This window comes from Variovorax paradoxus EPS, from assembly GCF_000184745.1.
GTDB classification, from domain to species: Bacteria; Pseudomonadota; Gammaproteobacteria; order Burkholderiales; family Burkholderiaceae_C; genus Variovorax; species Variovorax paradoxus_C.
Map to the genome: position 1 here is coordinate 1,751,546 of NC_014931.1, position 23,355 is coordinate 1,774,900.

A 23,355-nucleotide genomic window follows, 5' to 3' on the forward strand; every position below is an offset into this window, starting at 1 on the left:
CCACACATGAAGAAAATTGCCCTGATCGCCGCACTGGCCCTGGCTCTGCCGTTCGGTGCCATGGCACAAAGCGCGGCGCCTGCCAAGCCGGCTGCAAAGTCCACCGAAGCAAAGAAGAAGGCCCCGCCCAAGCGCCAAGTGACCCGCAAGGCCGCCAAGGCGGTCGAGGAAGTCACGCCGATCGCCGACGAAACCAACGTTGTGCTGACCGACGCCGATCTGGAAGTCGCCAAGCGCGTGTCCACCGGCAAGGCCCAGTGCGAACTCGGCGCTGACGTGACGGTGACCGAAGACGAGAAGAAGCCCGGCTTCTTCAACGTGACCACCAAGGGCCTGAAGTACCGCATGCACCCGGTCGAAAGCCGCACCGGCGCCATCCGCCTCGAAGACCCGCGTGCCGGCGCCATGTGGCTCCAGCTGGGCAACAAGTCGATGCTGATGAACCAGAAGGCGGGCCTGCGCATCGCCGACGAGTGCCAGACGGCCGCCCAGGTCGCGTTTGCCGAAGAAATGAAGAAGAACCCGCCGAAGAGCCTTTTCGAAGGCGCCGACCCGGCCAAGAAGTAAGAGTCCCCACGGGATGCGGCGCGGCTCTTGCTTGCCGCGCTGCACACCCGCCAGTCAGTTTCCGGAGAAAAGAAGATGTTGCAAGCCTACGTTGACCATGTTGCCGAACGCGCCGCGCTCGGTATCCCGCCGCTGCCCCTGAGCGCGAAGCAGACCTCTGAAGCGATCGAGCTCCTCAAGAGCGCGAACGAAAAAGACGGCGCCTTCCTGCTGGACCTGCTGACCTATCGCGTGCCTGCCGGCGTGGACGATGCGGCCAAGGTCAAGGCGAGCTACCTCGCCGCCGTGGCGCATGGCACCGAGAAGAGCGCGTTTCTTTCGCGCGCCCGTGCCACCGAACTGCTCGGCACCATGCTCGGCGGCTACAACATCAGCCCGATGATCGATCTGCTGGACGATGCCGAAGTCGGCGCCGTGGCGGCCGAGGGCCTGAAGAAAACCCTGTTGATGTTCGACCAGTTCCACGACGTCAAGGAAAAGGCCGACAAGGGCAACGCCAACGCCAAGGGCGTGCTGCAGAGCTGGGCCGATGCCGAGTGGTTCACCAGCCGCCCCGAAGTGCCCGAGAGCATCACTGTCAGCATCTTCAAGGTGGCTGGCGAAATCAACACCGACGACCTGTCGCCTGCACCCGATGCGACGACGCGTCCCGACATTCCGATGCACGCCCTGGCGATGCACAAGAACGCCCGCCCCGGCATCGTCCCTGAAGAAGACGGCAAGCGCGGCCCGGTGAAGTTCATCGAAGACCTGCGCGCGCGCGGCCATCTCGTGGCTTATGCGGGCGACGTGGTCGGCACGGGTTCGTCGCGCAAGAGCGCCACCAACTCGGTGCTGTGGTTCACCGGCGAAGACATTCCCTTCGTGCCGAACAAGCGCTTCGGCGGCGTCTGCCTCGGCGGCAAGATCGCGCCGATCTTCTACAACACCATGGAAGACTCGGGCGCACTGCCCATCGAGCTCGACGTGGCGCAGATGAACATGGGCGACGTGGTCGAACTGCGTCCCTACGAAGGCAAGGCACTGAAGGACGGCAAGGTCATCGCCGAATTCCAGGTCAAGAGCGAGGTGCTGTTCGACGAAGTGCGCGCCGGCGGCCGCATTCCGCTGATCATCGGCCGCGGCCTCACCGCCAAGGCGCGCGAAGCGCTGGGCCTGCCGGTCTCCACGCTGTTCCGCCTGCCGACCAGCCCGGTTGACACCAAGAAGGGCTACTCGCTCGCGCAGAAGATGGTCGGCCGCGCCTGCGGCCTGCCCGAGGGCACCGGCGTTCGCCCGGGCACGTATTGCGAACCCAAGATGACCTCGGTCGGCTCGCAGGACACCACCGGCCCGATGACGCGCGACGAGCTCAAGGATCTGGCCTGCCTCGGCTTCTCGGCCGACCTCGTGATGCAGTCGTTCTGCCACACGGCGGCGTACCCGAAGAAGGTCGACGTCAAGATGCACCACGAACTCCCCGAGTTCATGGCCAACCGCGGCGGCGTCTCGCTGCGCCCGGGCGACGGCGTGATCCATTCCTGGCTCAACCGCCTGCTGACCCCCGACACCGTGGGCACGGGCGGCGACAGCCACACCCGTTTCCCCATCGGCATCAGCTTCCCCGCAGGCTCCGGCCTCGTGGCCTTCGCGGCTGCCACCGGCGTGATGCCGCTGGACATGCCCGAATCGGTGCTCGTGCGCTTCAAGGGCAAGATGCAGCCGGGCGTCACGCTGCGTGACCTGGTCAACGCGATTCCGCTGTACGCCATCAAGTCGGGTCTGCTGACCGTGGCCAAGCAAGGCAAGAAGAACATCTTCTCGGGCCGCATCCTGGAAATCGAAGGCCTGCCCGACCTGAAGGTGGAGCAAGCCTTCGAGCTGAGCGACGCCTCGGCCGAACGCTCGGCCGCCGGTTGCACGGTGCACCTGAACAAGGAACCGATCCAGGAGTACATCAACAGCAACATCACGCTGATGAAGTGGATGATTGCCGAAGGCTATGCCGACGCCCGCACACTGGCGCGCCGCATCGCCGCGCAGGAAGCCTGGCTTGCGGACCCGCAACTGCTCAAGGGCGATGCCGACGCCGACTACGCCGCCGTCATCGAGATCGACCTGGCCGAGATCCACGAACCCATCGTGGCCTGCCCGAACGATCCGGACGACGTGAAGACGCTCAGCGACGTGGCTGGTGCCGTGATCGACGAAGTGTTCATCGGTTCGTGCATGACCAACATCGGTCACTTCCGCGCCGCATCGAAGCTGCTCGAAGGCAAGCGCGACATCCCGGTCAAGCTGTGGATCGCGCCGCCGACCAAGATGGACGCGCAGCAGCTCACCGAAGAAGGCCACTACGGCGTGTTCGGCAATGCCGGCGCCCGCACCGAAATGCCGGGCTGCTCGCTGTGCATGGGCAACCAGGCACAGGTGCGCGAAGGCGCGACGGTGATGTCGACCAGCACCCGCAACTTCCCGAACCGCCTGGGCAAGAACACCAACGTGTACCTCGGCTCGGCCGAACTGGCCGCGATCTGCTCGCGCCTGGGCCGCATCCCGACGCGCGAGGAATACATGGCCGCAACCGGCGTGCTCGATGCATCGAGCAGCCAGATCTACCAATACCTGAACTTCGACAAGATCGACGACTACAAGGTGACGGAGACGGCGGCAGCCTGATCTTCATCCCGCAGGTCCATTGAAAAAGCCCCGTCTCGACGGGGCTTTTTCTTGGGTGCTGCGCCTGGCTCAGCCTGGCAGGTTCGGCTGCAGGTATTCCTGGCCCTTGAGCACCATCGCCGCGCCGGCAGGGCCACCCACCGCGTGCGGCAGCGACGTCAGCAGCGAACTGGCGAAATCACCGCGGTACATCTTGGCGCCCTGGTGGCTCAGGTTGGAGTTCGCGTCGATGTAGATCGACTCGCCCAATCCCGACCACAGGCGGCAGAAGCCGTAGTCTTCCGACAGGTAGCGGCGCGTCTCGGGGTCGACCATCACGTCGAAGAAGCGGTAGTGCAGGCCCTGGTCGGTCTCGCCGATGCTGTCGGGAACGTAGTTCAGGTCGGGATAGCTCGCGATGAGGCGCTCGAACACGGCGCGCTTGATCACCATGAAGCCGGTCGGCGCCTCGGTCATCTTCATGAAGCCGTCGGGCTGCACCTCGAGCTCGACCTGCGAAGTGAGCTCGGACGCCTTTGCGTTGACCGTGTAGCGGGTGAAGGTAGCTTCGAATTGCTGCTGTGTGGTGCCCGCCGGCACGCCCTCGGCGGGCCAGTTCTCGCGCTTGAGCGGATAGACGCCGGCCGCGATGTCGTAGCCCGACAGCAGCAGCCGGAACGCGGCTTGCGCCGAGAAACCGATGTCGGCGTCGATCCAGAACAGGTGCGTCCAGTTCGGATTGGCAAGGAACTGGGCCACGCAGTTGTTTCGCGCGCGCGTCACCAGGCTCTCGCCCTGGTGAAACAGCACCTGCATGCGCATGCCGGCGCGTTCGGACTCGATGGCGAAGTTCAGCAGCGAGGTCACATAGTTCTGGAAGAACTTGCCGTCATGGCTGGGTGATACGACCACCGGGAAAAACTGCCGAAGCTCGGAAGGGTCAAGCATGGAAAAGGTGTCCGTTCATCGGGCAGGACGCTGCATCAGGCCGAGCAGCAATTGGTTGTAGACCTCGGTGGCCGCTGCGTTGCCGGGAAGGTAACGGTCGATCAGTCCGCGCTGGCGCTCGCGGTAGGCGGTGGCCTCGGCATCGTGGGTGTCGATGGCTTCGAGCACCCGGGCACTGCCCGCGGCCACGTCGTTGCCTCGGTAGTAGTAACCGAGGTCGGCGCACAGGTGCGCGTTGTGCACCAGCGGGTAACCCTGCCAGCAGGTTTCCAGATAGAAGTAGTTGAGCGGGTTCTCCCATTGGTGGGACACCACGATGTCGGTGTTCTGCGCAAGGAACACCGGCGTTTCGTGCCGGCCCAGGAACACCGCCTTGTGCTGGCGAACCAGGTCGAGCTGGTTCATCAGCATGATGAACTCCATGTTCTCCTTGGCCATCCGTTCGGAATTGGTGACCTGCAGCAGGGCGATGGCGTCAGGCCGCGCGCGATAAGACAGCTCGGCAAGGAGGATCGGATAAAGGCAGAACTTCACAACATTGATGTTCGGCTCCATCACGCTGAGCCGCCGCGGCCCGCTGCGCGGCTGGTACACGCCGGCATCGGGCAGGGTGCGGCTGCGCTCGTCCAGGAACACCGGGCTCCAGACAAAAGGCACGGGACGCGCCTCGGTGCGGCGCAACACCTCGAAGAACGGCTGGCTGATGTTGGCGACCTGCGGAACCATCCAGATGTCGTCGTAGCGCTGGTTGACGTACAGGTTCTGGCCCCAGAGGGGCTTGTTGAACAGCATTGACTCCATGGCGTGCACGTACTCGAAGCCGCAGCAGTACGACACGAGGCGTGCGCCGCGCTGCTTCAGGTAGTCGGTCTGCGCGCCGTCGATTTGGCCGCCGAGCTCGATCAGCACATCGACGTTGTCCTTGGCTGCCTCGAAGGTCACGGTAGGCCAGCGCGTCTGGTCCCAGGGCAGGGCCGGGGTGATCGCGGTGGCGGTGGTGTTGACCAGCACGACCGAGGCGACGCTCGGGCAGTGCTTGAGCGCTTCGGCCAGGAACACGGCGTTCTGCTTGATGCCGTTGTTCCAGAGGGTTTCGGCTTCGTGGTGCAGGCCGATGGTGATGCCGATGCGCAGGCCGGTGCTGGGGGTCATTGTTTGTTGTGTAAGAGATGCTTGCTTGGCCTGTGCCAACCCGCCAGCGGCCGAAAAGGCGAGAAGAAGAAAGGCTGGCAATTTTAGGTTGCGCTGCGCCCACCGTCTCTTGGTTGCAACGGCCTGGGCCGGTGTTGGGCGCCAAACGTTAGTTTTTGTGAACTAAATCATCCCTCTGCATGTTTGGTCTTGCTGCATTGCATCAGGAATGTAAATGACTGCGTACATTCCGACATTCCTGTAAACGATGGCGCCTGTTGCGCCTGAGTGATCGACAAACGGTTGTCCATCCGCTGGCAACCGTTGCGCTTCGATCCGTATCGGCCATTTGCCACAAGCCCAAAGCACATGAATAAGTCATATAGAAGTATCTGGAACGAGTCGCTCGGTGCATGGGTGGCGGCATCGGAAGTGACGTCTGCACGAGGAAAGCGAAGCAGTTCGCGCCTTGCGATGTCCGCTGCAGTGCTGAGTGTGGCAATGGCATCTTTCGGCTGGATGCAGAGCGCGAACGCCTACATCGTCGGGCCGCCAAACGGCTCCTGCACCATCGGCTCCAACGCTGGTCCCGATGGAAAGATATATCCGGCGGCAGGCAACCCCGCTGACGGTTCTGGCGTGTACTCGACCGTGGTCGGCGGGTGCTCTGCCAATGGCGCGGGCTTTCTTGGTGTGACCCTTTTCGGTTCTTTCACGACTGCCACGGGAAAGGGCGCCAGCATGTACGGCATGGGGTCGACCGCCGGGCAATATGCCTCGGCTTTCGGTCTCAATGCCAACGCTTTCGGCATTGACAGTGTTGCGATGGGGCACAACTCCATCGCTGCGGGTAGCAACAACATCGCGATTGGAGCAACCGCCAACGCGGCTGCCATCAGCAGTGGGACTGCGATCGCAATCGGCGCCAATTCCCTGGCTTCGTCCAACACGACAAGCGGCGACTCGATGGCAATCGGCACCGGCGCAAAGGCTACGGCGCAGGATGCAATCGCGATCGGTGGGCAAGCCAACGCGAGCGGCACAAATTCCCTGGCCATCGGCGGCAACGAAGGTGGCGCGACCGGCACCAATTCCTCTGCCATCGGCGTGGGCGCCAACGCAACGAGCAACTACGCGACGGCAGTGGGCGCAGGAGCAACCGCAAGCGGTATTGGCTCGACGGCGATTGGTGCCAGCGGGACTGCTGCGGCAAGGGCACTCGGAGCTAATTCGGTTGCCATTGGAGCTGAATCCATCGTGACGGCCACAGCGCCGTCGGGTGTTGCCATTGGCCAGAATGCCAACGCCACCGCGGGTGCGGGAGCGATGGCGCTTGGGCAGAACAGCTTGGCCAGTGGCACCAGCGCGGCGGCTTTCGGGGTGAGCGCCAATGCGACCGGCAGCAATACGCTCGCCATCGGCACCAATGCCCGCGCGAGCGGGGGCGCGGCGATGGCCATTGGCCAGAATGCCAATGCCGCTGGCGTGAACGACGTTGCTTTCGGCGTCAGTTCGCTTGCCGTTGGTACCGATGGATCGTCACCTGCGATGGCTTTCGGCAATCTCGCCAAAGCCACCGGCGGTGCGTCCGTGGCATTCGGAACGATCTCGAATGCCGCGGGCACCAGGTCTCTTGCGTTCGGCTATGACGCGACGGCAAGCAAAGTAGATAGCGTCGCGATCGGCACAGCAACGACGTCGAGCGGGAACTCCAGTACCGCGGTGGGCAACTTTGCAAAGGCAAGCGCCGATGGCGCAGTAGCGGTGGGGGGCAACACCACCGCGAGCGCGTCGGCGGCGGCAAAAGACTCAATCGCGATCGGTGGACAGTCTTCGGTGGCCGCTACGGCCACCTCGGGCATCGCGGTCGGTCGCGGCGCGGTCGTCAACGGTATCTATGCGTTGGCAATTGGCGATGGTGCCAATGCATCCGGCAGCGGCAGCGGCATCACCGCCATCGGCAACGGGGCGAGGGCGAGTGTCGGGACCAGTACGGCAATCGGCGTCAACGCCAATGCCGCCAACACCGACGCCACGGCACTCGGCAACGGCGCGTTGGCATCGGGAACACAGGACACGGCCATTGGCGTCACCGCCAGAGCCACTGGCGGTTCTAGCTCCGCGTTCGGCAATGCTTCCAACGCCAGCGGCGGCAATTCGCTGGCACTGGGTGTCGGCAACGTCGCATCGAACTTCGCCGCGGTGGCTGTGGGCAACCAGAGCAAGGCATCGGGCTTGCGCAGCGTCGCATTGGGCGACCAGGCCAACGCCAGCAATACCAGCGCGATCGCCTTTGGCACCAACGCCAATGCGACCCAGATTGGGGCCATCGCGGTGGGGCAAGGGGCTCAAGGCACAGGCGTGAACGCCGTCGCCCTGGGCGCTGGAGCACTGGTGCGGACCGACAACTCGGTGGCGCTGGGTGCGGGCTCGACCACCGCCGCGACTTCGCCGACCGGCACCGGTTTCATGACCGGCACGGCAGCTCCGGCGTCGGAAGTCTCGGTGGGGGCGTCCGGCGCCACGCCGACGCGACGCATCACCAACCTGGCCGATGGCGCGGCACAGCAGGACGCGGTGACTGTGGCGCAGCTGAGCACCAGCAACACCAGCCTCTCGACCAGCATCACGAGTCTGTCGACCTCGACATCGAGCGGGTTGAGCACGGCCACGAGCAGCATCAACAGCCTGTCGACGTCTACCTCGAGTGGTCTCAGTAGCTTGTCGACTTCTGCGTCGTCTGGTCTGAGCACTGCAACCAGCAGCATCGGAAGCCTGTCGACGTCTACCTCCAGCGGGATCAGCAGCCTGTCGACTTCCACGTCGTCGGGCCTGAGCACTGCGACCAGTAATATCCGCAGCCTGTCGACCTCGACCTCTTCTGGTCTGAGCACCGCGACCAGCAGCATTGGCAGCTTGTCGACTTCGACCTCGAGCGGTCTGAGCACTGCGACGAGCAGCATCGGCAGCCTGTCGACCTCGACCTCTTCTGGTCTGAGTACCGCGACCAGCAGCATCGGTAGCCTGTCGACGTCCACCTCGAGCGGCATCAGCAGCCTCTCGACGTCTACTTCGAGTGGCCTGAGCACTGCTACGAGCAGCATCTCCAGCCTGTCGACTTCCACGTCGTCTGGCCTGAGCACGGCCACCAGCGGTATCGCTAGCCTGTCGACCTCGACGTCGTCTGGTCTGAGCACCGCGACCAGCAGTATCGGTAGCCTGTCGACGTCCACCTCGAGCGGCATCAGCAGCCTCTCGACGTCTACTTCGAGTGGCTTGAGCACGGCCACGAGCAGCATCTCCAGCCTGTCGACTTCCACGTCGTCTGGTCTGAGCACGGCAACCAGCGGTATCTCTAGCCTGTCGACCGCGACGTCGTCTGGCTTGAGCACTGCTACGAGCAGCATCGGTAGCCTGTCGACGTCCACCTCGAGCGGAATCAGCAGCCTCTCGACCTCCACCTCGTCCGGCCTGAGCACGGCCACCAGCAGCATCGGCAGCCTTTCGACCTCGACGTCTTCTGGCCTGAGCACTGCCACGAGCAGCATCGGTAGCCTGTCGACGTCCACCTCGAGTGGCATCAGCAGCCTGTCGACCTCCACCTCGTCCGGTCTGAGCACCGCTACGAGCAGCGTTGGTAGCTTGTCGACCTCGACCTCGAGCGGACTGAGTACGGCGACCAGCGGGATCTCGAGTCTGTCCACCGGCTTGAGTACGACCAACAGCAGCGTGAGCAGCCTCTCGACAGGGCTGAGCTCTTCCGTCAGCGGTATCGGCAGCCTGTCGACGGGGCTGAGCACGACCAACAGCAATCTGGGCGCCCTGAGCACCACCGTCAACACCATCAACGACAAGGGCACGAAGTATTTCCATGCCAACAGCACGGGGGCCGACAGCCAGGCACTCGGCGCCGACAGCGTGGCGATCGGGCAGGGGGCCATCTCGAATGGCACCGACAGCGTTGCCATCGGCAGGGGCGCTGTGACCAACATGCCCAACAGCGTAGCTCTGGGAGCAGGGTCCGCCGCCAATGTGGGCGCGCTGATCAATTACCTCGCTTTCGGTCTGGCCGGCAAGCAGAGTTCGGCAGGCGAAGTGAATGTGGGCAATCGCCAGGTCACAGGCGTGGCTCCGGGCAGTGCAGACCAGGACGCAGTCAACGTCTTGCAGTTGAAAACCGTCACCGCCTCATTGTCCAGCGGCCTGAGCACGGTCAGCAGCAACGTTGACAGCCTGTCGACGTCCACGTCGAGTGGTTTGAGCACAGCAACGAGCAGCCTCGGGAGCTTGTCGACGTCGACGTCGTCGGGCCTGAGCACTGCGACCAGCAGCATCGGCAGCCTGTCGACTTCGACGTCGTCTGGCCTGAGCACTGCGACCAGCAGCATCGGTAGCCTGTCGACATCGACATCGTCTGGTCTGAGCACTGCGACCAGCGGTATCTCCAGTCTGTCGACCTCGACCTCGAGTGGCTTGAGCACTGCGACGAGCAGCATTGACAGCTTGTCGACCTCGACATCGTCGGGCTTGAGCACGGCGACCAGTGGCATCAGCAGCTTGTCGACATCGACCTCGTCTGGTCTGAGCACTGCGACCAGCAGCATTGGCAGCCTGTCGACGTCGACCTCTTCGGGTCTGAGCACCGCGACGAGCAGCATCGACAGCTTGTCGACATCGACGTCGTCTGGCTTGAGCACTGCGACCAGCGGCATCAGCAGCTTGTCGACTTCGACCTCGTCTGGCTTGAGCACGGCGACGAGCAGCATCGGCAGCCTGTCGACTTCGACGTCGTCTGGTCTGAGCACTGCAACTAGCAGCATTGGCAGCCTGTCGACTTCGACCTCTTCGGGTCTGAGCACCGCGACGAGCAGCATCGACAGCTTGTCGACGTCGACCTCGTCGGGATTGAGCACGGCGACGAGCAGCATCAGTAGCCTGTCGACGTCTACTTCGAGCGGCTTGAGCACTGCTACCAGCAGCATTGACAGCCTGTCCACTTCGACCTCCAGCGGCCTGAGCACCGCGACGAGCAGCATTGACAGCCTTTCGACCTCGACCTCGAGTGGCTTGAGCACGGCGACCAGCGGCATCAGCAGCTTGTCAACCTCGACCTCGTCTGGCTTGAGCACTGCTACGAGCAGCATCGGCAGCCTTTCGACCTCGACATCTTCGGGTCTGAGCACCGCCACGAGCAGCATCGATAGCCTGTCGACTTCGACCTCGTCTGGTCTGAGCACTGCGACCAGCAGCATTGGCAGCCTGTCGACGTCGACCTCTTCGGGTCTGAGCACCGCGACGAGCAGCATCGACAGCTTGTCGACATCGACGTCGTCTGGCTTGAGCACTGCGACCAGCGGCATCAGCAGCTTGTCGACTTCGACCTCGTCTGGCTTGAGCACCGCTACCAGCAGCATCGGCAGCCTGTCGACGTCGACGTCATCTGGCCTGAGCACTGCGACCAGCGGTATCTCCAGCCTGTCGACTTCGACCTCTTCGGGTCTGAGCACGGCGACGAGCAGCATCGGTAGCCTGTCGACGTCTACTTCGAGCGGCTTGAGCACTGCTACCAGCAGCATTGATAGCCTGTCGACCTCGACTTCCAGTGGTCTGAGCACGGCGACCAGTGGTATCTCCAGTCTGTCGACTTCGACCTCGAGCGGGCTGAGCACGGCCACCAGCAGCATTGGCAGTCTGTCGACCTCGACGTCGAGTGGCCTGAGCACCGCTACCAGCAGCATCGGCAGCTTGTCGACTTCGACCTCGTCTGGTTTGAGCACTGCCACAAGCAGCATCGGTAGCTTGTCCACTTCGACCTCAAGCGGCCTGAGCACTGCTACGAGCAGTATCGACAGCCTGTCGACGTCTACTTCGAGTGGCTTGAGCACCGCTACAAGCAGCATCGGCAGCCTGTCGACTTCGACTTCGAGTGGTTTGAGCACTGCAACCAGCAGCATCGGTAGCTTGTCCACTTCGACCTCAAGCGGCCTGAGCACGGCTACGAGCAGTATCGACAGCCTGTCGACATCCACGTCGTCTGGTCTGAGCACTGCCACCAGCGGTATCAGCAGCCTGTCGACCTCGACATCGTCCGGTCTGAGCACTGCGACCAGCAGCATCGGCAGCCTGTCAACCTCCACGTCGTCGGGTTTGAGCACTGCAACCAGTGGCATCTCTAGCCTGTCCACCGGCCTGAGCACGACCAATAGCACTGTTGGCAGCTTGTCGACTTCGACCTCAAGCGGTCTGAGCACTGCAACGAGCAGCATCGATAGTCTGTCGACTTCCACGTCTAGTGGCCTGAGCACGGCGACCAGTGGTATCTCCAGCCTTTCGACCTCGACGTCGTCTGGGCTGAGTACTGCAACCAGCAGCATCGGCAGCCTGTCGACTTCGACTTCGAGTGGGTTGAGCACTGCGACGAGCAGCATCGGCAGCTTGTCAACTTCGACCTCGAGCGGTTTGAGCACCGCAACGAGCAGCATCGATAGCCTGTCTACTTCGACGTCGTCTGGTCTGAGCACTGCGACCAGCGGCATCTCGAGTCTGTCGACGGGCCTGAGCACGACCAACAGCACTGTCGGCAGCTTGTCGACGTCCACATCGTCGGGTCTGAGCACTGCTACCAGCAGCATCGGCAGCCTGTCGACTTCGACTTCCTCCGGTCTGAGCACTGCAACGAGCAGCATTGACAGCTTGTCGACCTCGACATCGTCGGGCTTGAGCACTGCGACCAGTGGTATCTCCAGTCTGTCGACTTCGACCTCGAGCGGCCTGAGCACGGCGACCAGCGGCATCTCCAGCCTGTCCTCCGGCCTGAGTACGACCAACAGCACCGTCGGCAGCTTGTCGACGTCCACGTCGTCGGGTCTAAGCACCGCGACCAGCAGCATCGGCAGCTTGTCGACTTCTACTTCGAGTGGCTTGAGCACGGCGACCAGCAGCATCTCCAGCCTGTCGACTTCCGCGTCGTCAGGTCTGAGCACTGCGACGAGCAGCATCGACAGCCTGTCAACCTCGACGTCGTCGGGTCTGAGCACTGCAACCAGCGGCATCTCCAGCCTGTCCACTGGCCTGAGCACGACCAACAGCACCGTTGGCAGCCTGTCGACTTCGACCTCCTCAGGTCTGAGCACCGCGACCAGCAGCATCAGCAGCTTGTCGACTTCTACTTCGAGCGGCTTGAGCACTGCTACGAGCAGCATCGGCAGCCTGTCGACTTCGACCTCCTCGGGTCTGAGCACCGCAACGAGCAGCATCGGCAGCCTGTCGACTTCGACCTCCTCGGGTCTGAGCACCGCAACGAGCAGCATTGACAGCTTGTCGACCTCGACGTCGTCTGGTCTGAGCACGGCGACCAGCAGCATCGGCAGCTTGTCGACTTCGACCTCGTCTGGTTTGAGCACTGCCACAAGCAGCATCGACAGCCTGTCGACCTCGACGTCTTCTGGTCTGAGCACTGCGACCAGCGGCATCTCGAGCTTGTCTACCGGCCTGAGCACGACGAACAGCACTGTCGGCAGCTTGTCGACGTCCACATCGTCGGGTCTGAGCACCGCGACCAGCAGCATCGGCAGCTTGTCGACCTCCACGTCCAGCGGCCTGAGCACTGCTACCAGCGGTATCTCCAGCCTGTCGACCTCGACGTCGTCTGGCCTGAGTACTGCAACCAGCGGCATCAGCAGCTTGTCGACCTCCACGTCGTCTGGTCTGAGTACGGCCACCAGCAGCATCAGCAGCCTGTCGACTTCCACGTCGTCAGGTCTGAGCACCGCGACCAGCAGCATCGGTAGCCTGTCGACCTCCACATCGTCCGGCCTGAGCACGGCCACCAGCGGTATCTCGAGCCTGTCGACGTCTACTTCGAGTGGCTTGAGCACCGCTACCAGCAGCATCAGCAGCCTGTCGACTTCCACGTCGTCCGGTCTGAGCACCGCCACAAGCAGCATCGATAGCTTGTCGACCTCGACATCGTCGGGATTGAGCACGGCGACCAGTGGTATCTCAAGCCTGTCTACCGGCCTGAGCACGACCAACAGCACGGTTGGCAGCTTGTCGACTTCGACATCGTCTGGCCTGAGTACTGCAACCAGCAGCATCGGCAGCTTGTCGACGTCTACTTCGAGCGGGTTGAGCACTGCGACGAGCAGCATCGGTAGCCTGTCGACCTCGATGTCGTCTGGTTTGAGCACTGCAACCAGCGGCATCTCCAGCCTGTCCACCGGCCTGAGCACGACCAACAGCACTGTCGGCAGCTTGTCGACGTCCACATCGTCGGGTCTGAGTACGGCGACCAGCAGCATCGACAGCCTGTCGAGCTCGACATCGTCGGGCCTGAGCACTGCCACCAGCGGTATATCGAGCCTGTCGACGTCTACTTCGAGTGGCTTGAGCACCGCTACCAGCAGCATCGGCAGCCTGTCGACTTCGACGTCGTCGGGTCTGAGCACTGCGACCAGCGGCATCTCGAGCCTGTCCACCGGCCTGAGCACGACCAACAGCACCGTTGGCAGCCTGTCGACTTCGACCTCCTCGGGTCTGAGCACTGCCACGAGCAGCATCGATAGTCTGTCGACCTCGACATCGTCGGGCTTGAGCACGGCGACCAGTGGTATCTCGAGCCTGTCTACCGGCCTGAGCACGACCAACAGCACGGTCAACAGCTTGTCGACGTCGGCATCGTCCGGTCTGAGCACTGCCACCAGCAGCATCGATAGCCTGTCGACCTCCACGTCGTCAGGTTTGAGCACTGCGACCAGCGGCATCTCCAGCCTGTCCACCGGCTTGAGCACGACCAACAGCACCGTTGGCAGCCTGTCGACTTCCGCGTCCTCGGGTTTGAGCACCGCGACCAGCAGCATCGGCAGCCTGTCGACCTCCACGTCGTCGGGTCTGAGCACGGCGACCAGCGGTATCTCGAGCCTGTCGACGGGCCTGAGCACAACGAACAGTACGGTCAACAGCTTGTCGACCTCGACGTCGTCTGGTTTGAGTACCGCAACCAGCGGCATCTCCAGCCTGTCCACAGGCCTGAGCACGACCAACAGCACCGTTGGAAGCCTGTCGACTTCCACATCGTCGGGTTTGAGCACCGCGACCAGCAGCATCGGCAGCTTGTCGACTTCTACTTCGAGCGGCTTGAGCACTGCTACGAGCAGCATCGGAAGCTTGTCGACGTCTACTTCGAGTGGCTTGAGCACGGCCACAAGCAGCATCGATAGCCTGTCGACCTCCACGTCGTCTGGTTTGAGCACCGCGACCAGCAGCGTTAGCAGTCTTTCGACCTCGACCTCGAGCGGCCTGAGCACTGCAACCAGCGGCATCACGAGCCTCTCCACAGGCCTGAGCACGACCGACAGCACCGTGAGCAGCCTCTCGACCTCCACTTCGAGCGGCCTGAGCACAGCGACGAGCAGCATCGGCAGCCTGTCCACCGGCATGAGCACGGCGTTCAGCGGCATCGGCAGCCTGTCCATCGGCCTGAGCACTGCGGTCAGCGGCATTGGCAGCCTTTCCACGGGCCTGAGCACCGCCACCAGCGGCATCTCGAGCCTGTCGAGCGGCCTGAGCACGGCGACCAGCGGCGTCAACAGTCTGTCGACTTCGACTTCGTCGGGCCTGAGCACTGCCACCAGCAGCATCAACAGCCTCTCGACCTCGACTTCGAGCGGCCTGAGCACTGCCACGAGCAGCATCAACAGCCTGTCGACCTCGACCTCGTCCGGCCTGAGCACGGTCACCAGCAGCGTCGACAGCCTCTCGACCTCCACGTCGAGCGGCCTGAGCACTGCGACCAGCAGCATCAGCAGCCTGTCGACCGGTCTGAGCACCGTGACCAGCAGCGTCGGCAGCCTGTCGACGGGCCTGAGCACGACGAACAGCAACGTCAACAGCCTGTCGACGTCTACGTCGAGCGGCCTGAGCACTGCCACCAGCGGCATCTCGAGCCTGTCGACCGGCCTGAGCACGACGAACAGCAACCTGACCAGCCTGTCCACCAGCGTGGGCGGCACCACCAGTGGCCTGGCCAGCCTGTCGACCTCGACTTCTTCGGGCCTGAGTACTGCAACGAGCAGCATCAGCAGCCTGAGCACGACGGTCAACACGATCAACGACAAGGGCACGAAGTACTTCCACGCCCAGTCGACCGCTGCTGACGCGGTGGCCAGCGGCCAGGAAGCCGTGGCGATCGGCCCGCAGTCGCTGGCCAGCGGCGCCAACTCCTTCGCCGCGGGCAATGGTGCAAAGGCGACGGCAGACGGTGCCGTGGCGATTGGCTTCGGCGCGCAGGCGACGGGGGCCAACGCGATTGCCATCGGCTCCGGCGCGCTGGCGACCGGCTCGCAGGCGATCGGTGTCGATTCCCGCGCAGGTGGCGGAGGCGTGGCGTTGGGCGACAAGGCCGACGCCGGCGGTACGGTGCTGAGCAAGGCGCAGAACGTCTCCCAGGGCACAGCCATCGGCTTCAACTCGCTGGTCACACAGAGCGGTGGCGTGGCGTTGGGCGCGGGGTCCAAGGCGACGACCGCGGCGGGCATGGTCGGCTATGTCCCCGGCAGTGCGAATGCGCAGCAGGAAGCAGCCATCAAGGCCACGACCAGCACGCAAGCCGCGGTGTCCGTGGGCGACGCAGCCAACGGCCAGTTCCGCCAGATCACCGGTGTGGCGGCAGGCTCGGCCGACAGCGACGCGACCAACGTCGCCCAGCTGAAGGCCGCATCGACCGCAGCCAAGGCCAGCAGCGTGCAGTACGCGACCAACCCGGACGGGTCGGTCAACTACAACCAGATCACGTTGGGTGGCGGCCAGGCGCCGGGCGGCACGCGCATCTCGAACGTGGCGCCGGGCATCTTGCCGGGCGATGCGGTCAACGTGCAGCAGCTGAACCAGGTGCAGGGCCAGGTCGGCGAGGTGGCGCGCATCGCCTACTCGGGCTCGGCGATGGCCTTCGCGATGTCGGGCACCTACCTGCCGACGCTCTACCCGGGTGAGAAGACCGTGGGCGTGGGCTTCGGCAACTACAAGGGCTACAGCGCCGTGGCACTGACCTTCAAGGCCCTGTCGGACGACGGCAAGATGTCCTGGGGCGCGGGCCTGTCGACCACCGGCAAGGAGTGGGGCGTGAACGCCGGCATCGGTTGGAAGTGGAAATAAGCCACTGAACCAGCGTTGCCGCAGCAACGTGGCTCCCGCACCGAGGGTGTGGGAGCCATTTTTTTTGGTACACACTCACCCCCATGCGCATTGGTATTTCAGTCCTCACCCACGCGGGGCAGAACATCTGGGAAAACGGAATGGGACAGAACGTCCTGTTTCTTGCCCGGCTGCTGCAACGCATCGACTTCGTCGAGTCCGTCACGCTGGTCGATGCGGGTGACCAGCAGGCCATGCCGCCGCAGGTCGACCTGTCCGCCATGGGCCTGGCCTTCGGACGCGCCCGCGAGCTGACCGACGCGCTGGACGTGGTCATCGAGATGGCCGGCGCGCTCGACGTGCAATGGCTCTCCTACTTCCGCGCTTGTGGCGGGCGTGCCGTCTTCCATTGCGTGGGGCAGCCCTTCGTGGCGCTGGCCGAGCCGATCGTGTTCAGCGACAAGGGCCACTTCAGCAAGCCCGACCGCTGCGACGAGGTCTGGCTGCTGCCCAAGGACGGCGTCTTCGCACCGATGATGCGCACCCTGCACCGCTGCCCGGTGCATGAGGTGCCGTACCTCTGGTCGCCGCAGTTCCTGGACCAGCGCGTGGCCGAGGTCGAGGCGTCGGGCTATCGCTTCGGCTACACGCCGCGCACCGCCGAACAACCCGGATTCCGCGTGGCGATCTTCGAGCCCAACATCTCGGTGGTGAAGTCCAGCAGCGTGCCCATGCTGATCTGCGACGGCGCCTACCGCATCGACCCGAACGCCGTCACTTCGATGCAGGTGCTCAACACCCTGCACCTGAAGGACCACGCGACGATGCTCTACATGGCGAACTCGCTGGACATCGTGCGCCAGCACAAGGCCATCTTCCATGGGCGGCATGACTTCGCGGGGTTCATGGTGCAGTTTGCCGACGCGGTGGTGTCGCACCAGTGGCAGAACGATCAGAACTACAGCTATCTCGACGCGCTGTACGGCAACTACCCGCTGGTGCACAACTCGCCCTGGCTGCGCGATGCCGGTTATTACTACCCCGATTTCGACATCGCCGCCGGCACCGACCAGTTGCTGCAGGCGGTGCGCGGGCACGATGCGCAACTGGACGACTACCGCGCCCGCAGCCAGCGCGTGTTCGATGCGATCGATCCGCTCCATCAGGCGAACATCGATGGCTACGCGCAGCGGCTGCTGCACCTCGTGGGCGGCGACCCCGCATTCCGTGCCGATGGCGTGAGGGCCGCATGAGCGAACAACAGCAGCAACAGCACGGCGCCATGCCCGCGAAGCTCCGCGTCGGCGTTTCCATCTTCATCCGCAAGGGCGAGCAGAGCCTCTGGGAGAACGGCGTCTACCAGAACTGCCTGTTCCTCGTGATGCTGCTGATGCGCTCGCCGCGCGTGGGCAGCACCGTGCTGGTGGCCGGCGGCGGCGACGGCGGCCCGGCGGACGCCACCAACTTCCTGGCCGATTCGCCCGTGCCGATCATCGACATGGCCACCGCCGCGCAGGAGCTCGATCTCATGATCGAGATGAGCGCGCAACTGGCGCGCGAGTGGTCGGTGGCGTTCAAGGAGCGCGGCGGCAAGATCGTCTCGATGCGCGTGGGCAACGACTACGTGATCGACATCGAACGCATGATCTTCAACAAGCCGCACGGCATGCTGGTCTCGGGCGCGCCCTACGACGAGGTCTGGACGCTGCCGGAGTACGAGGTATCGTGCAAGCCGTACTTCGCGAGCACCTTCCGCGCGCCGGTGCGGCTGATGCCCCACCTCTGGAGCCCGATGGTTCTGGAAAAAGCCATGGCGCGTGCCGAAGGCAACGACAAGGACAAGGGCTTCGACTACGTGCCCGGCCGCAAGCACTGGCGCGTGGCCATCTTCGAGCCCAACATCTGCATGGTGAAGACCAGCTTCATCCCCATGCTCGGCTGCGAGGCGGCGCACCGCGCGCAGCCGCGGCTGCTCGAGCGGGTGTGGGTCTACAACAGCTTCCACCTGAAAGAGAAGCCGCTGTTCGTTGGCTTCGCGCAGAGCCTGAACATCGTGCAACACGGGCTGGCCACCTTCGAAGGGCGTTTCCCGCTGTACCAGGTGCTGCCCGGCAACGTCGATGCCGTCTTCGCGCACCACTGGGAGAACGCGCAGAACTATCTCTACTACGAGGCGCTCTACGGCGGCTATCCGCTGATTCACAACTCGCACCTCATCGGCGACTGCGGCTACCGCTACCACGACTTCGACTGCGAGGAGGGCGGCCGCGCGCTGCAGGAGGCCTTTGCCACGCACGACGCCAACCTGCCGGCCTACCGTGAGCGCGCACGCCAGCTCGTCGCCAGGCTCGACCCCGAAGGCGAGGAAAACGTGCGCATCTACACCGCCGCCATCGAGAGCCTTTACACGTGAGCACGCGTGAGAGGAGAACCCGGATGAAGACTGCTGCAACACAACGATCCGCGCGGCTGCTGTCCATTGCGACAACCGTGGCCGCGTGGGCCATCGCCGGCACCGCGCTCGCACAAGGCGTGCTGGTGCCCCAGGCACCGGCCGCAGCGCCACAAGACACGCTGACCCGCGCCGCCGCCAGCGTGGGCATCAAGCGCTGCCTGCCCGCGATCACGCGGCTCGCGACGCTCACCGTGCAGGGCAGCCGCGGCCACGACGTGCTGCTCGACTGGGACCGCAAGCGCCCCGACGACGGCCCGATGTTCTCGCTGGTCGGCATCCAGTACCCGAACGCCGGCGTGGCGGCCTCGATCACCGCGATTCCCGGCGACGGCGGCAGCTGCACCGTGTCGGCCGAGCGCATCTCGGTCGCTCCCTTCACCTGCCAGAGCGTCGCCGAGCAGGAGCTCAAGGACTACCAGATGACGCGCCTGCTGCCCATCTACGCGGTCTACACCGATCCCAAGGAGCCGACCTCGTCGGTATCGCTGATCGATTCGCCGCCGGGCTGCCTCGTGATCCGCCGCTATGTCGAATACGGCTGGCGCGATCCGTCGGCCGCCGCCGCTGCGCCTGCACCTGCGGCAGCTCCGGCCGGACAGGCTCCCAAGCGCCGCTAGCCGGACCCATCGCGGGCGGGCTGGGGCGCGTCCGCATCCGACACGCAGGGACGCCCTTGACCGGCCCGGCGCGGGCGCGTTGAAGTTCAGCATGAAGGCCGATCCGCGCATCCGTCGCGGCGAAGGAGACCCCATGCCTCTGGCTTCATTGATCGGCCGATGGGCGATGCAGCCCTTCTCGAAGGCGCTGCCGCCGCTGGGCGACACCGAGCGTGCGGCGCTCGAGGCCGGCACCGTCGGCTTCGAAGGCCAGCTCTTCGCAGGGCGCCCGGACTTCGATGTGCTCTCGGCCATGGGGCCCAACCAACTCACTGAACGCGAGCAGGCCTTCCTGCACAACGAGGTGCGCACGCTGTGCCATATGCTCGACGACCACGCCATCGACCAGGCGCACGACCTGCCGCCCGAGGTGTGGCGGTTCCTCCGCGAGAAACGCTTCTTCGGAATGATCATTCCCGAGGAATTCGGCGGCCTCGGCTTCGGCCACTACGCCCACGCCACGGTGGTGGCGCGCATCGCCACCGTCAACGTGGCCACGGCCGTCACGGTGATGGTGCCCAACTCGCTCGGGCCGGCCGAGCTGCTGCTGCGCTACGGCACCGATGCGCAGAAGGAGCACTACCTGCCGCGCCTGGCCGATGGCCGCGAGCTGCCGTGCTTCGGGCTGACCTCGCCCTATGCCGGCTCCGATGCAGCATCGATTCCGGATCGAGGCGTGATCGTCGAGCGCGAGTTCAACGGCAAGCCGACGCGCGGCTTCCTGGTCGACTTCGACAAGCGCTACATCACCCTCGCGCCCGTCGCCACCGTGGTGGGCCTGGCCTTCCATGCGGTGGACGAGAGCCGGCCCGAGGGCCAGCGAGACCTAGGCATCACCTGCGCGCTGATTCCCGTGCCGCACGAGGGCATGGAGATCGGCCGGCGCCATCGCCCGATGGACAGCGCCTTCATGAACGGCCCGATCCACGGCCACCAGGTCTTCGTGCCGATGGACTGGATCATCGGCGGCGAAAAACAGGTCGGCCAGGGCTGGCGCATGCTGATGGAGTGCCTGGCCGCGGGACGCGCGATTTCGTTGCCGGCACTCGGTTCTTCGATGCAGCAGACGGCGCTGTACGTGAGCAACGGCTACGGGCAGATCCGCGAGCAGTTCGGCCTGCCCGTCGGCAAGTTCCATGCGATTGCCGGACTGGTCGCGCAGATGTCGGCGGAGCTTTATGCGAGCGATGCGGCGCGGCGCTTCACCGCCGCCGCGCTCGACAAGGGCGAGCGGCCCAGCGTGGCGAGCGCGATCCTCAAGGTGCAGCTCACCGAGGCGGGGCGCCGCGCGGTCAACCATGGCATGGACATCCTCGGCGGCAAGGGCATCATCTCGGGCCCGTCGAACCTGCTGGGTGTCGCGTACCGGCAAGCGCCGATCGCGATCACGGTGGAGGGCGCGAACATCCTCACGCGCGCACTCATCGTGTTCGGGCAGGGCGCGGTGCGCTGCCATCCGCATGTGCTCGACGAAATGGCGGCCGTGCAGGCGAAGGACGAAACCGCGCTCGGCAAGGCGCTCATCGCGCACGGCAAGCATGTGGCGGTCAATCTGTGGCACAGCCTCTTCGGTGCGCCGGTGCTCGGCGAACCGCCGCAGGAGCTGGCGCGCGAGGCGCGGCTCATCGCGCGCATGAGCGCCAAGTACGCGCTCACCGCCGATCTCGCGATGGGCATGCTCGGCGGCAAGCTCAAGCGCATGGAGTTGCTGTCGGCGCGGCTGGGTGATGTGCTCGCGCACCTGTACCTGGCGAGCGCCTGCGTCTGGCGTTATCGCGTCGATGCGGCGCCGGAACTGCTGCCGTTCGCGCAGGCCGCGATCCGGCTGCAGCTCGACGAGGCCGGCAAGATCCTGCGCGATCTGTATGCCAATTTGCCGAAGGCCGGCCGGCGCGTGATCGGCGCGCTGGTGCTGCGCCGCACCGCGCACCTGGCACCGCTGCGCGATGTGCAGCTCATCGAACTCGCGGACCTGCTGCGCACGAATCCGCGCATCGTCGAGCGCCTGGCGCCCGACCTCAGCGAACCGGCAGCCGGGGGCCTGCGCGACCTGATGCATGCGATGGAACTGGGCGCGCAGCTCGGCGACACGACGGCCGCGCTCAACAAGGTGCTGCGCCGCACGAATTCGCTGGAAGAGGCGGCTCGTTCGGCGCCCGATCCCGAGCTGGCACTGGCCTACCTGAAGGCGGCCGACAAGGTCATTCAGGTGGACGATTTCGAAGGCCCGCCGCGCAACGCGGACGGCCGGGCCGATCTCGAGCGGCCTGCCGGCTCGTCGTCAGTCAACCCGCCTGCTGAGCCGCCGCCAGCGCCGTCAGCGCCGCAGCCGTCTGCTCGTCCGCCGGAAAGAACGACTCCACCGCGAGTTCCTGCAGCGTGACATCGACCGGCGTGCCGAAGATCGTGATGGTGCTGATGAAGCTCAGCACGCCGCTCGGCATGACCACCTGGAAGGGCACGGCCACGGCCGAAAGCGCGGTGTCGATGACGGGCGCGTCGTGGCTCACGGTGGGCGCGGGGTAGGCCGCCAGTTCGTCGTGCAGCGCCTGCAGTACCGCGTCGCCGGTGGCTGCGATCTGCTGCAGCAGCCGCTCGAGCAGGTGGGTGCGCCATTGCGCAAGGTTGGCGATACGCGGCGCCACGCCTTCGGGATGCAGGCTCAGGCGCAGCACGTTGATGGGCGGCTTCAGCAACTCGGGCGCGGCACCTTCCATCAGCAGCGGCACCAGCGCGTTGTGCGCCACCAGGTTCCAGTGTCGGTCCACGGCCAGCGCGGGAAAGGGCTCGTGCCCCTTCAACACCAGGTCGACCGCGCGCCGCGCCGCGGCCATCGCCGGATCGTCCAGCGAACGCTGCCGGTACATCGGCGCGAAGCCCGCGGCCACCAGCAGCGCATTGCGCTCGCGCAGCGGCACTTCCAGCCGTGCGGCCAGGCGCAGCACCATCTCGCGGCTGGGCGCGGCGCGGCCGGTTTCCACATAGCTCAGGTGGCGGGTCGAGACCTCGGCTTCCTGCGCCAGGTCGAGCTGGCTCAGGCGCCGGTGGGTGCGCCAGTGCCGCAGGTGCGCGCCGAACGGATCGCGCGCGCCGGGCTGGCCGGCCTTGGACGAATGGGTGCTGCGGGTGGTGTTCATGGCCCGCATTCTGGCGCGGTGCCGGCGCGGCGCCATGACCTCCCAGGTCATCGACGCGATGCATGCCCGGCGGAATCATTGGCTCCAACGCGGCAGGACTGGCTTGCGGCGTACCACCCCAGTGACCCCCAAGGAGATTCACATGTCCGTCTTCGCTTCCCCCCGTTTCCTGCCCAACGTGATGTGGGCCGACGCCGCCTCCTGCGCCGCGACCGGTGCGCTGCAGGTGGTATTCACCGACGCATTGGCGGCGCTCACCGGGCTGCCCGCCGCACTGCTGATGGGCACCGGCGTGTTCCTGCTGGCGTATGCGGCGCTCGCCGCCTTCATGGCCAGCCGCGCCACGCCGCCGCGCACGCTGATCGGCCTCGTGATCTTCGGCAACTTCGGCTGGGCGGTGGCCTGCATCGCATTGCTGGTGAGCGGCGTGTTCGCGGTCACTGCGCTGGGCATGGCCTGGGTGCTGGCGCAGGCCCTGTGCGTGGTCGTGCTGGCCGAACTGCAGTGGACGGGCCTTCGCCGCACCCGCAGCCGCGCCGGAATGGCGCTGGCCTGAACGAGAGGCGACGCGAGAGGTGCCGGCAACGCCCGTCTACCCGGCATTTCTCGCTATGAGGAACATAGCGCGGAGAGAGCGTGAGAGGGAAGACCGACTACAGCTACTGACATCGATCCCTGATATCTTTGAGGAGCT

The 23,355-nt window shown here is 65.0% G+C and carries 11 protein-coding genes and 3 pseudogenes; 10 read left to right on the top strand and 4 right to left on the bottom strand.

Going from position 1 to position 23,355, the window contains the following annotated elements:
- Nucleotides 1-6: 6 nt before the first annotated feature.
- Both VARPA_RS07900 and VARPA_RS07905 read left to right on the top strand, forming a co-directional pair.
- Nucleotides 7-567, top strand: coding sequence for a hypothetical protein (locus VARPA_RS07900; protein WP_013540031.1), 561 nt, complete (start codon nucleotides 7-9; stop codon nucleotides 565-567).
- 75 nt (nucleotides 568-642) lie between these two features.
- Complete coding sequence (locus VARPA_RS07905; protein ID WP_013540032.1) at nucleotides 643-3,225, top strand: bifunctional aconitate hydratase 2/2-methylisocitrate dehydratase; 2,583 nt, start codon at nucleotides 643-645, stop codon at nucleotides 3,223-3,225.
- A 69-nt stretch (nucleotides 3,226-3,294) separates the two neighbouring features.
- Here VARPA_RS07905 and VARPA_RS07910 read toward each other — a convergent pair whose 3' ends face one another.
- Together VARPA_RS07910 and VARPA_RS07915 are read right to left on the bottom strand one after the other, a co-directional pair.
- Nucleotides 3,295-4,152, bottom strand: coding sequence for a hypothetical protein (locus VARPA_RS07910; RefSeq protein WP_013540033.1), 858 nt, complete (start codon nucleotides 4,150-4,152; stop codon nucleotides 3,295-3,297).
- A 15-nt stretch (nucleotides 4,153-4,167) separates the two neighbouring features.
- Nucleotides 4,168-5,304, bottom strand: coding sequence for a DUF2827 domain-containing protein (locus VARPA_RS07915; RefSeq protein ID WP_013540034.1), 1,137 nt, complete (start codon nucleotides 5,302-5,304; stop codon nucleotides 4,168-4,170).
- A gap of 348 nt (nucleotides 5,305-5,652) precedes the next feature.
- Between VARPA_RS07915 and VARPA_RS31940 the strand changes: the two are divergent.
- Nucleotides 5,653-7,308: pseudogene (locus VARPA_RS31940) on the top strand (ESPR-type extended signal peptide-containing protein); the annotation flags it as partial.
- Between the two features lie 54 nt (nucleotides 7,309-7,362).
- Nucleotides 7,363-15,873, top strand: a pseudogene (locus VARPA_RS31945) (hypothetical protein); the annotation flags it as partial.
- Here the strand turns inward: VARPA_RS31945 and VARPA_RS31950 are convergent.
- Nucleotides 15,825-16,058, bottom strand: a complete 234-nt coding sequence (locus VARPA_RS31950) for a hypothetical protein (protein WP_416367502.1) — start codon at nucleotides 16,056-16,058, stop codon at nucleotides 15,825-15,827. The pseudogene VARPA_RS31945 and the gene VARPA_RS31950 overlap by 49 nt on opposite strands.
- Here VARPA_RS31950 and VARPA_RS31955 point away from each other — a divergent pair.
- From VARPA_RS31955 to VARPA_RS07965, 5 genes and pseudogenes are all read left to right on the top strand, one after another.
- Nucleotides 15,943-16,434: pseudogene (locus VARPA_RS31955) on the top strand (YadA-like family protein); the annotation flags it as partial. The gene VARPA_RS31950 and the pseudogene VARPA_RS31955 overlap by 116 nt on opposite strands.
- Before the next feature lie 83 nt (nucleotides 16,435-16,517).
- Complete coding sequence (locus VARPA_RS07950) at nucleotides 16,518-17,666, top strand: DUF2827 domain-containing protein (protein WP_013540038.1); 1,149 nt, start codon at nucleotides 16,518-16,520, stop codon at nucleotides 17,664-17,666.
- Nucleotides 17,663-18,826 carry a DUF2827 domain-containing protein gene (locus VARPA_RS07955; RefSeq protein ID WP_013540039.1) on the top strand — a complete coding sequence of 388 codons (1,164 nt, stop codon included), beginning with the start codon at nucleotides 17,663-17,665 and terminating at the stop codon, nucleotides 18,824-18,826. The genes VARPA_RS07950 and VARPA_RS07955 overlap by 4 nt, the downstream gene beginning before the upstream one ends.
- A gap of 23 nt (nucleotides 18,827-18,849) precedes the next feature.
- Entirely contained in the window at nucleotides 18,850-19,485 is a 636-nt protein-coding gene (locus tag VARPA_RS07960) for a hypothetical protein (protein ID WP_013540040.1), read from the top strand.
- Between the two features lie 133 nt (nucleotides 19,486-19,618).
- The gene (locus tag VARPA_RS07965; protein ID WP_013540041.1) at nucleotides 19,619-21,907 is read left to right on the top strand and encodes an acyl-CoA dehydrogenase; all 2,289 of its coding nucleotides are present in this window, start codon (nucleotides 19,619-19,621) and stop codon (nucleotides 21,905-21,907) included.
- Here VARPA_RS07965 and VARPA_RS07970 read toward each other — a convergent pair.
- A complete protein-coding gene (locus VARPA_RS07970) occupies nucleotides 21,810-22,661 on the bottom strand; it encodes a helix-turn-helix domain-containing protein (RefSeq protein ID WP_013540042.1) in 852 nt (283 codons plus the stop codon). The two genes, VARPA_RS07965 and VARPA_RS07970, sit on opposite strands and share 98 nt — an antisense overlap.
- 142 nt (nucleotides 22,662-22,803) lie before the next feature.
- Between VARPA_RS07970 and VARPA_RS07975 the strand changes: the two genes are divergently transcribed.
- A complete protein-coding gene (locus VARPA_RS07975) occupies nucleotides 22,804-23,217 on the top strand; it encodes a hypothetical protein (RefSeq protein ID WP_013540043.1) in 414 nt (137 codons plus the stop codon).
- Nucleotides 23,218-23,355: the final 138 nt, after the last annotated feature.

Bases quoted from the DNA above. Each gene is read 5' to 3' on its own strand.
- VARPA_RS07910 (WP_013540033.1), bottom strand. From the start codon at position 4,152: ATGCTTGACCCTTCCGAGCTTCGGCAGTTTTTCCCGGTGGTCGTATCA.
- VARPA_RS07960 (WP_013540040.1), top strand. From the start codon at position 18,850: ATGAAGACTGCTGCAACACAACGATCCGCGCGGCTGCTGTCCATTGCG.
- VARPA_RS07915 (WP_013540034.1), bottom strand. From the start codon at position 5,304: ATGACCCCCAGCACCGGCCTGCGCATCGGCATCACCATCGGCCTGCAC.
- VARPA_RS07965 (WP_013540041.1), top strand. From the start codon at position 19,619: ATGCCTCTGGCTTCATTGATCGGCCGATGGGCGATGCAGCCCTTCTCG.
- VARPA_RS07955 (WP_013540039.1), top strand. From the start codon at position 17,663: ATGAGCGAACAACAGCAGCAACAGCACGGCGCCATGCCCGCGAAGCTC.
- VARPA_RS07900 (WP_013540031.1), top strand. From the start codon at position 7: ATGAAGAAAATTGCCCTGATCGCCGCACTGGCCCTGGCTCTGCCGTTC.
- VARPA_RS07950 (WP_013540038.1), top strand. From the start codon at position 16,518: ATGCGCATTGGTATTTCAGTCCTCACCCACGCGGGGCAGAACATCTGG.
- VARPA_RS07975 (WP_013540043.1), top strand. From the start codon at position 22,804: ATGTCCGTCTTCGCTTCCCCCCGTTTCCTGCCCAACGTGATGTGGGCC.
- VARPA_RS07905 (WP_013540032.1), top strand. From the start codon at position 643: ATGTTGCAAGCCTACGTTGACCATGTTGCCGAACGCGCCGCGCTCGGT.
- VARPA_RS07970 (WP_013540042.1), bottom strand. From the start codon at position 22,661: ATGAACACCACCCGCAGCACCCATTCGTCCAAGGCCGGCCAGCCCGGC.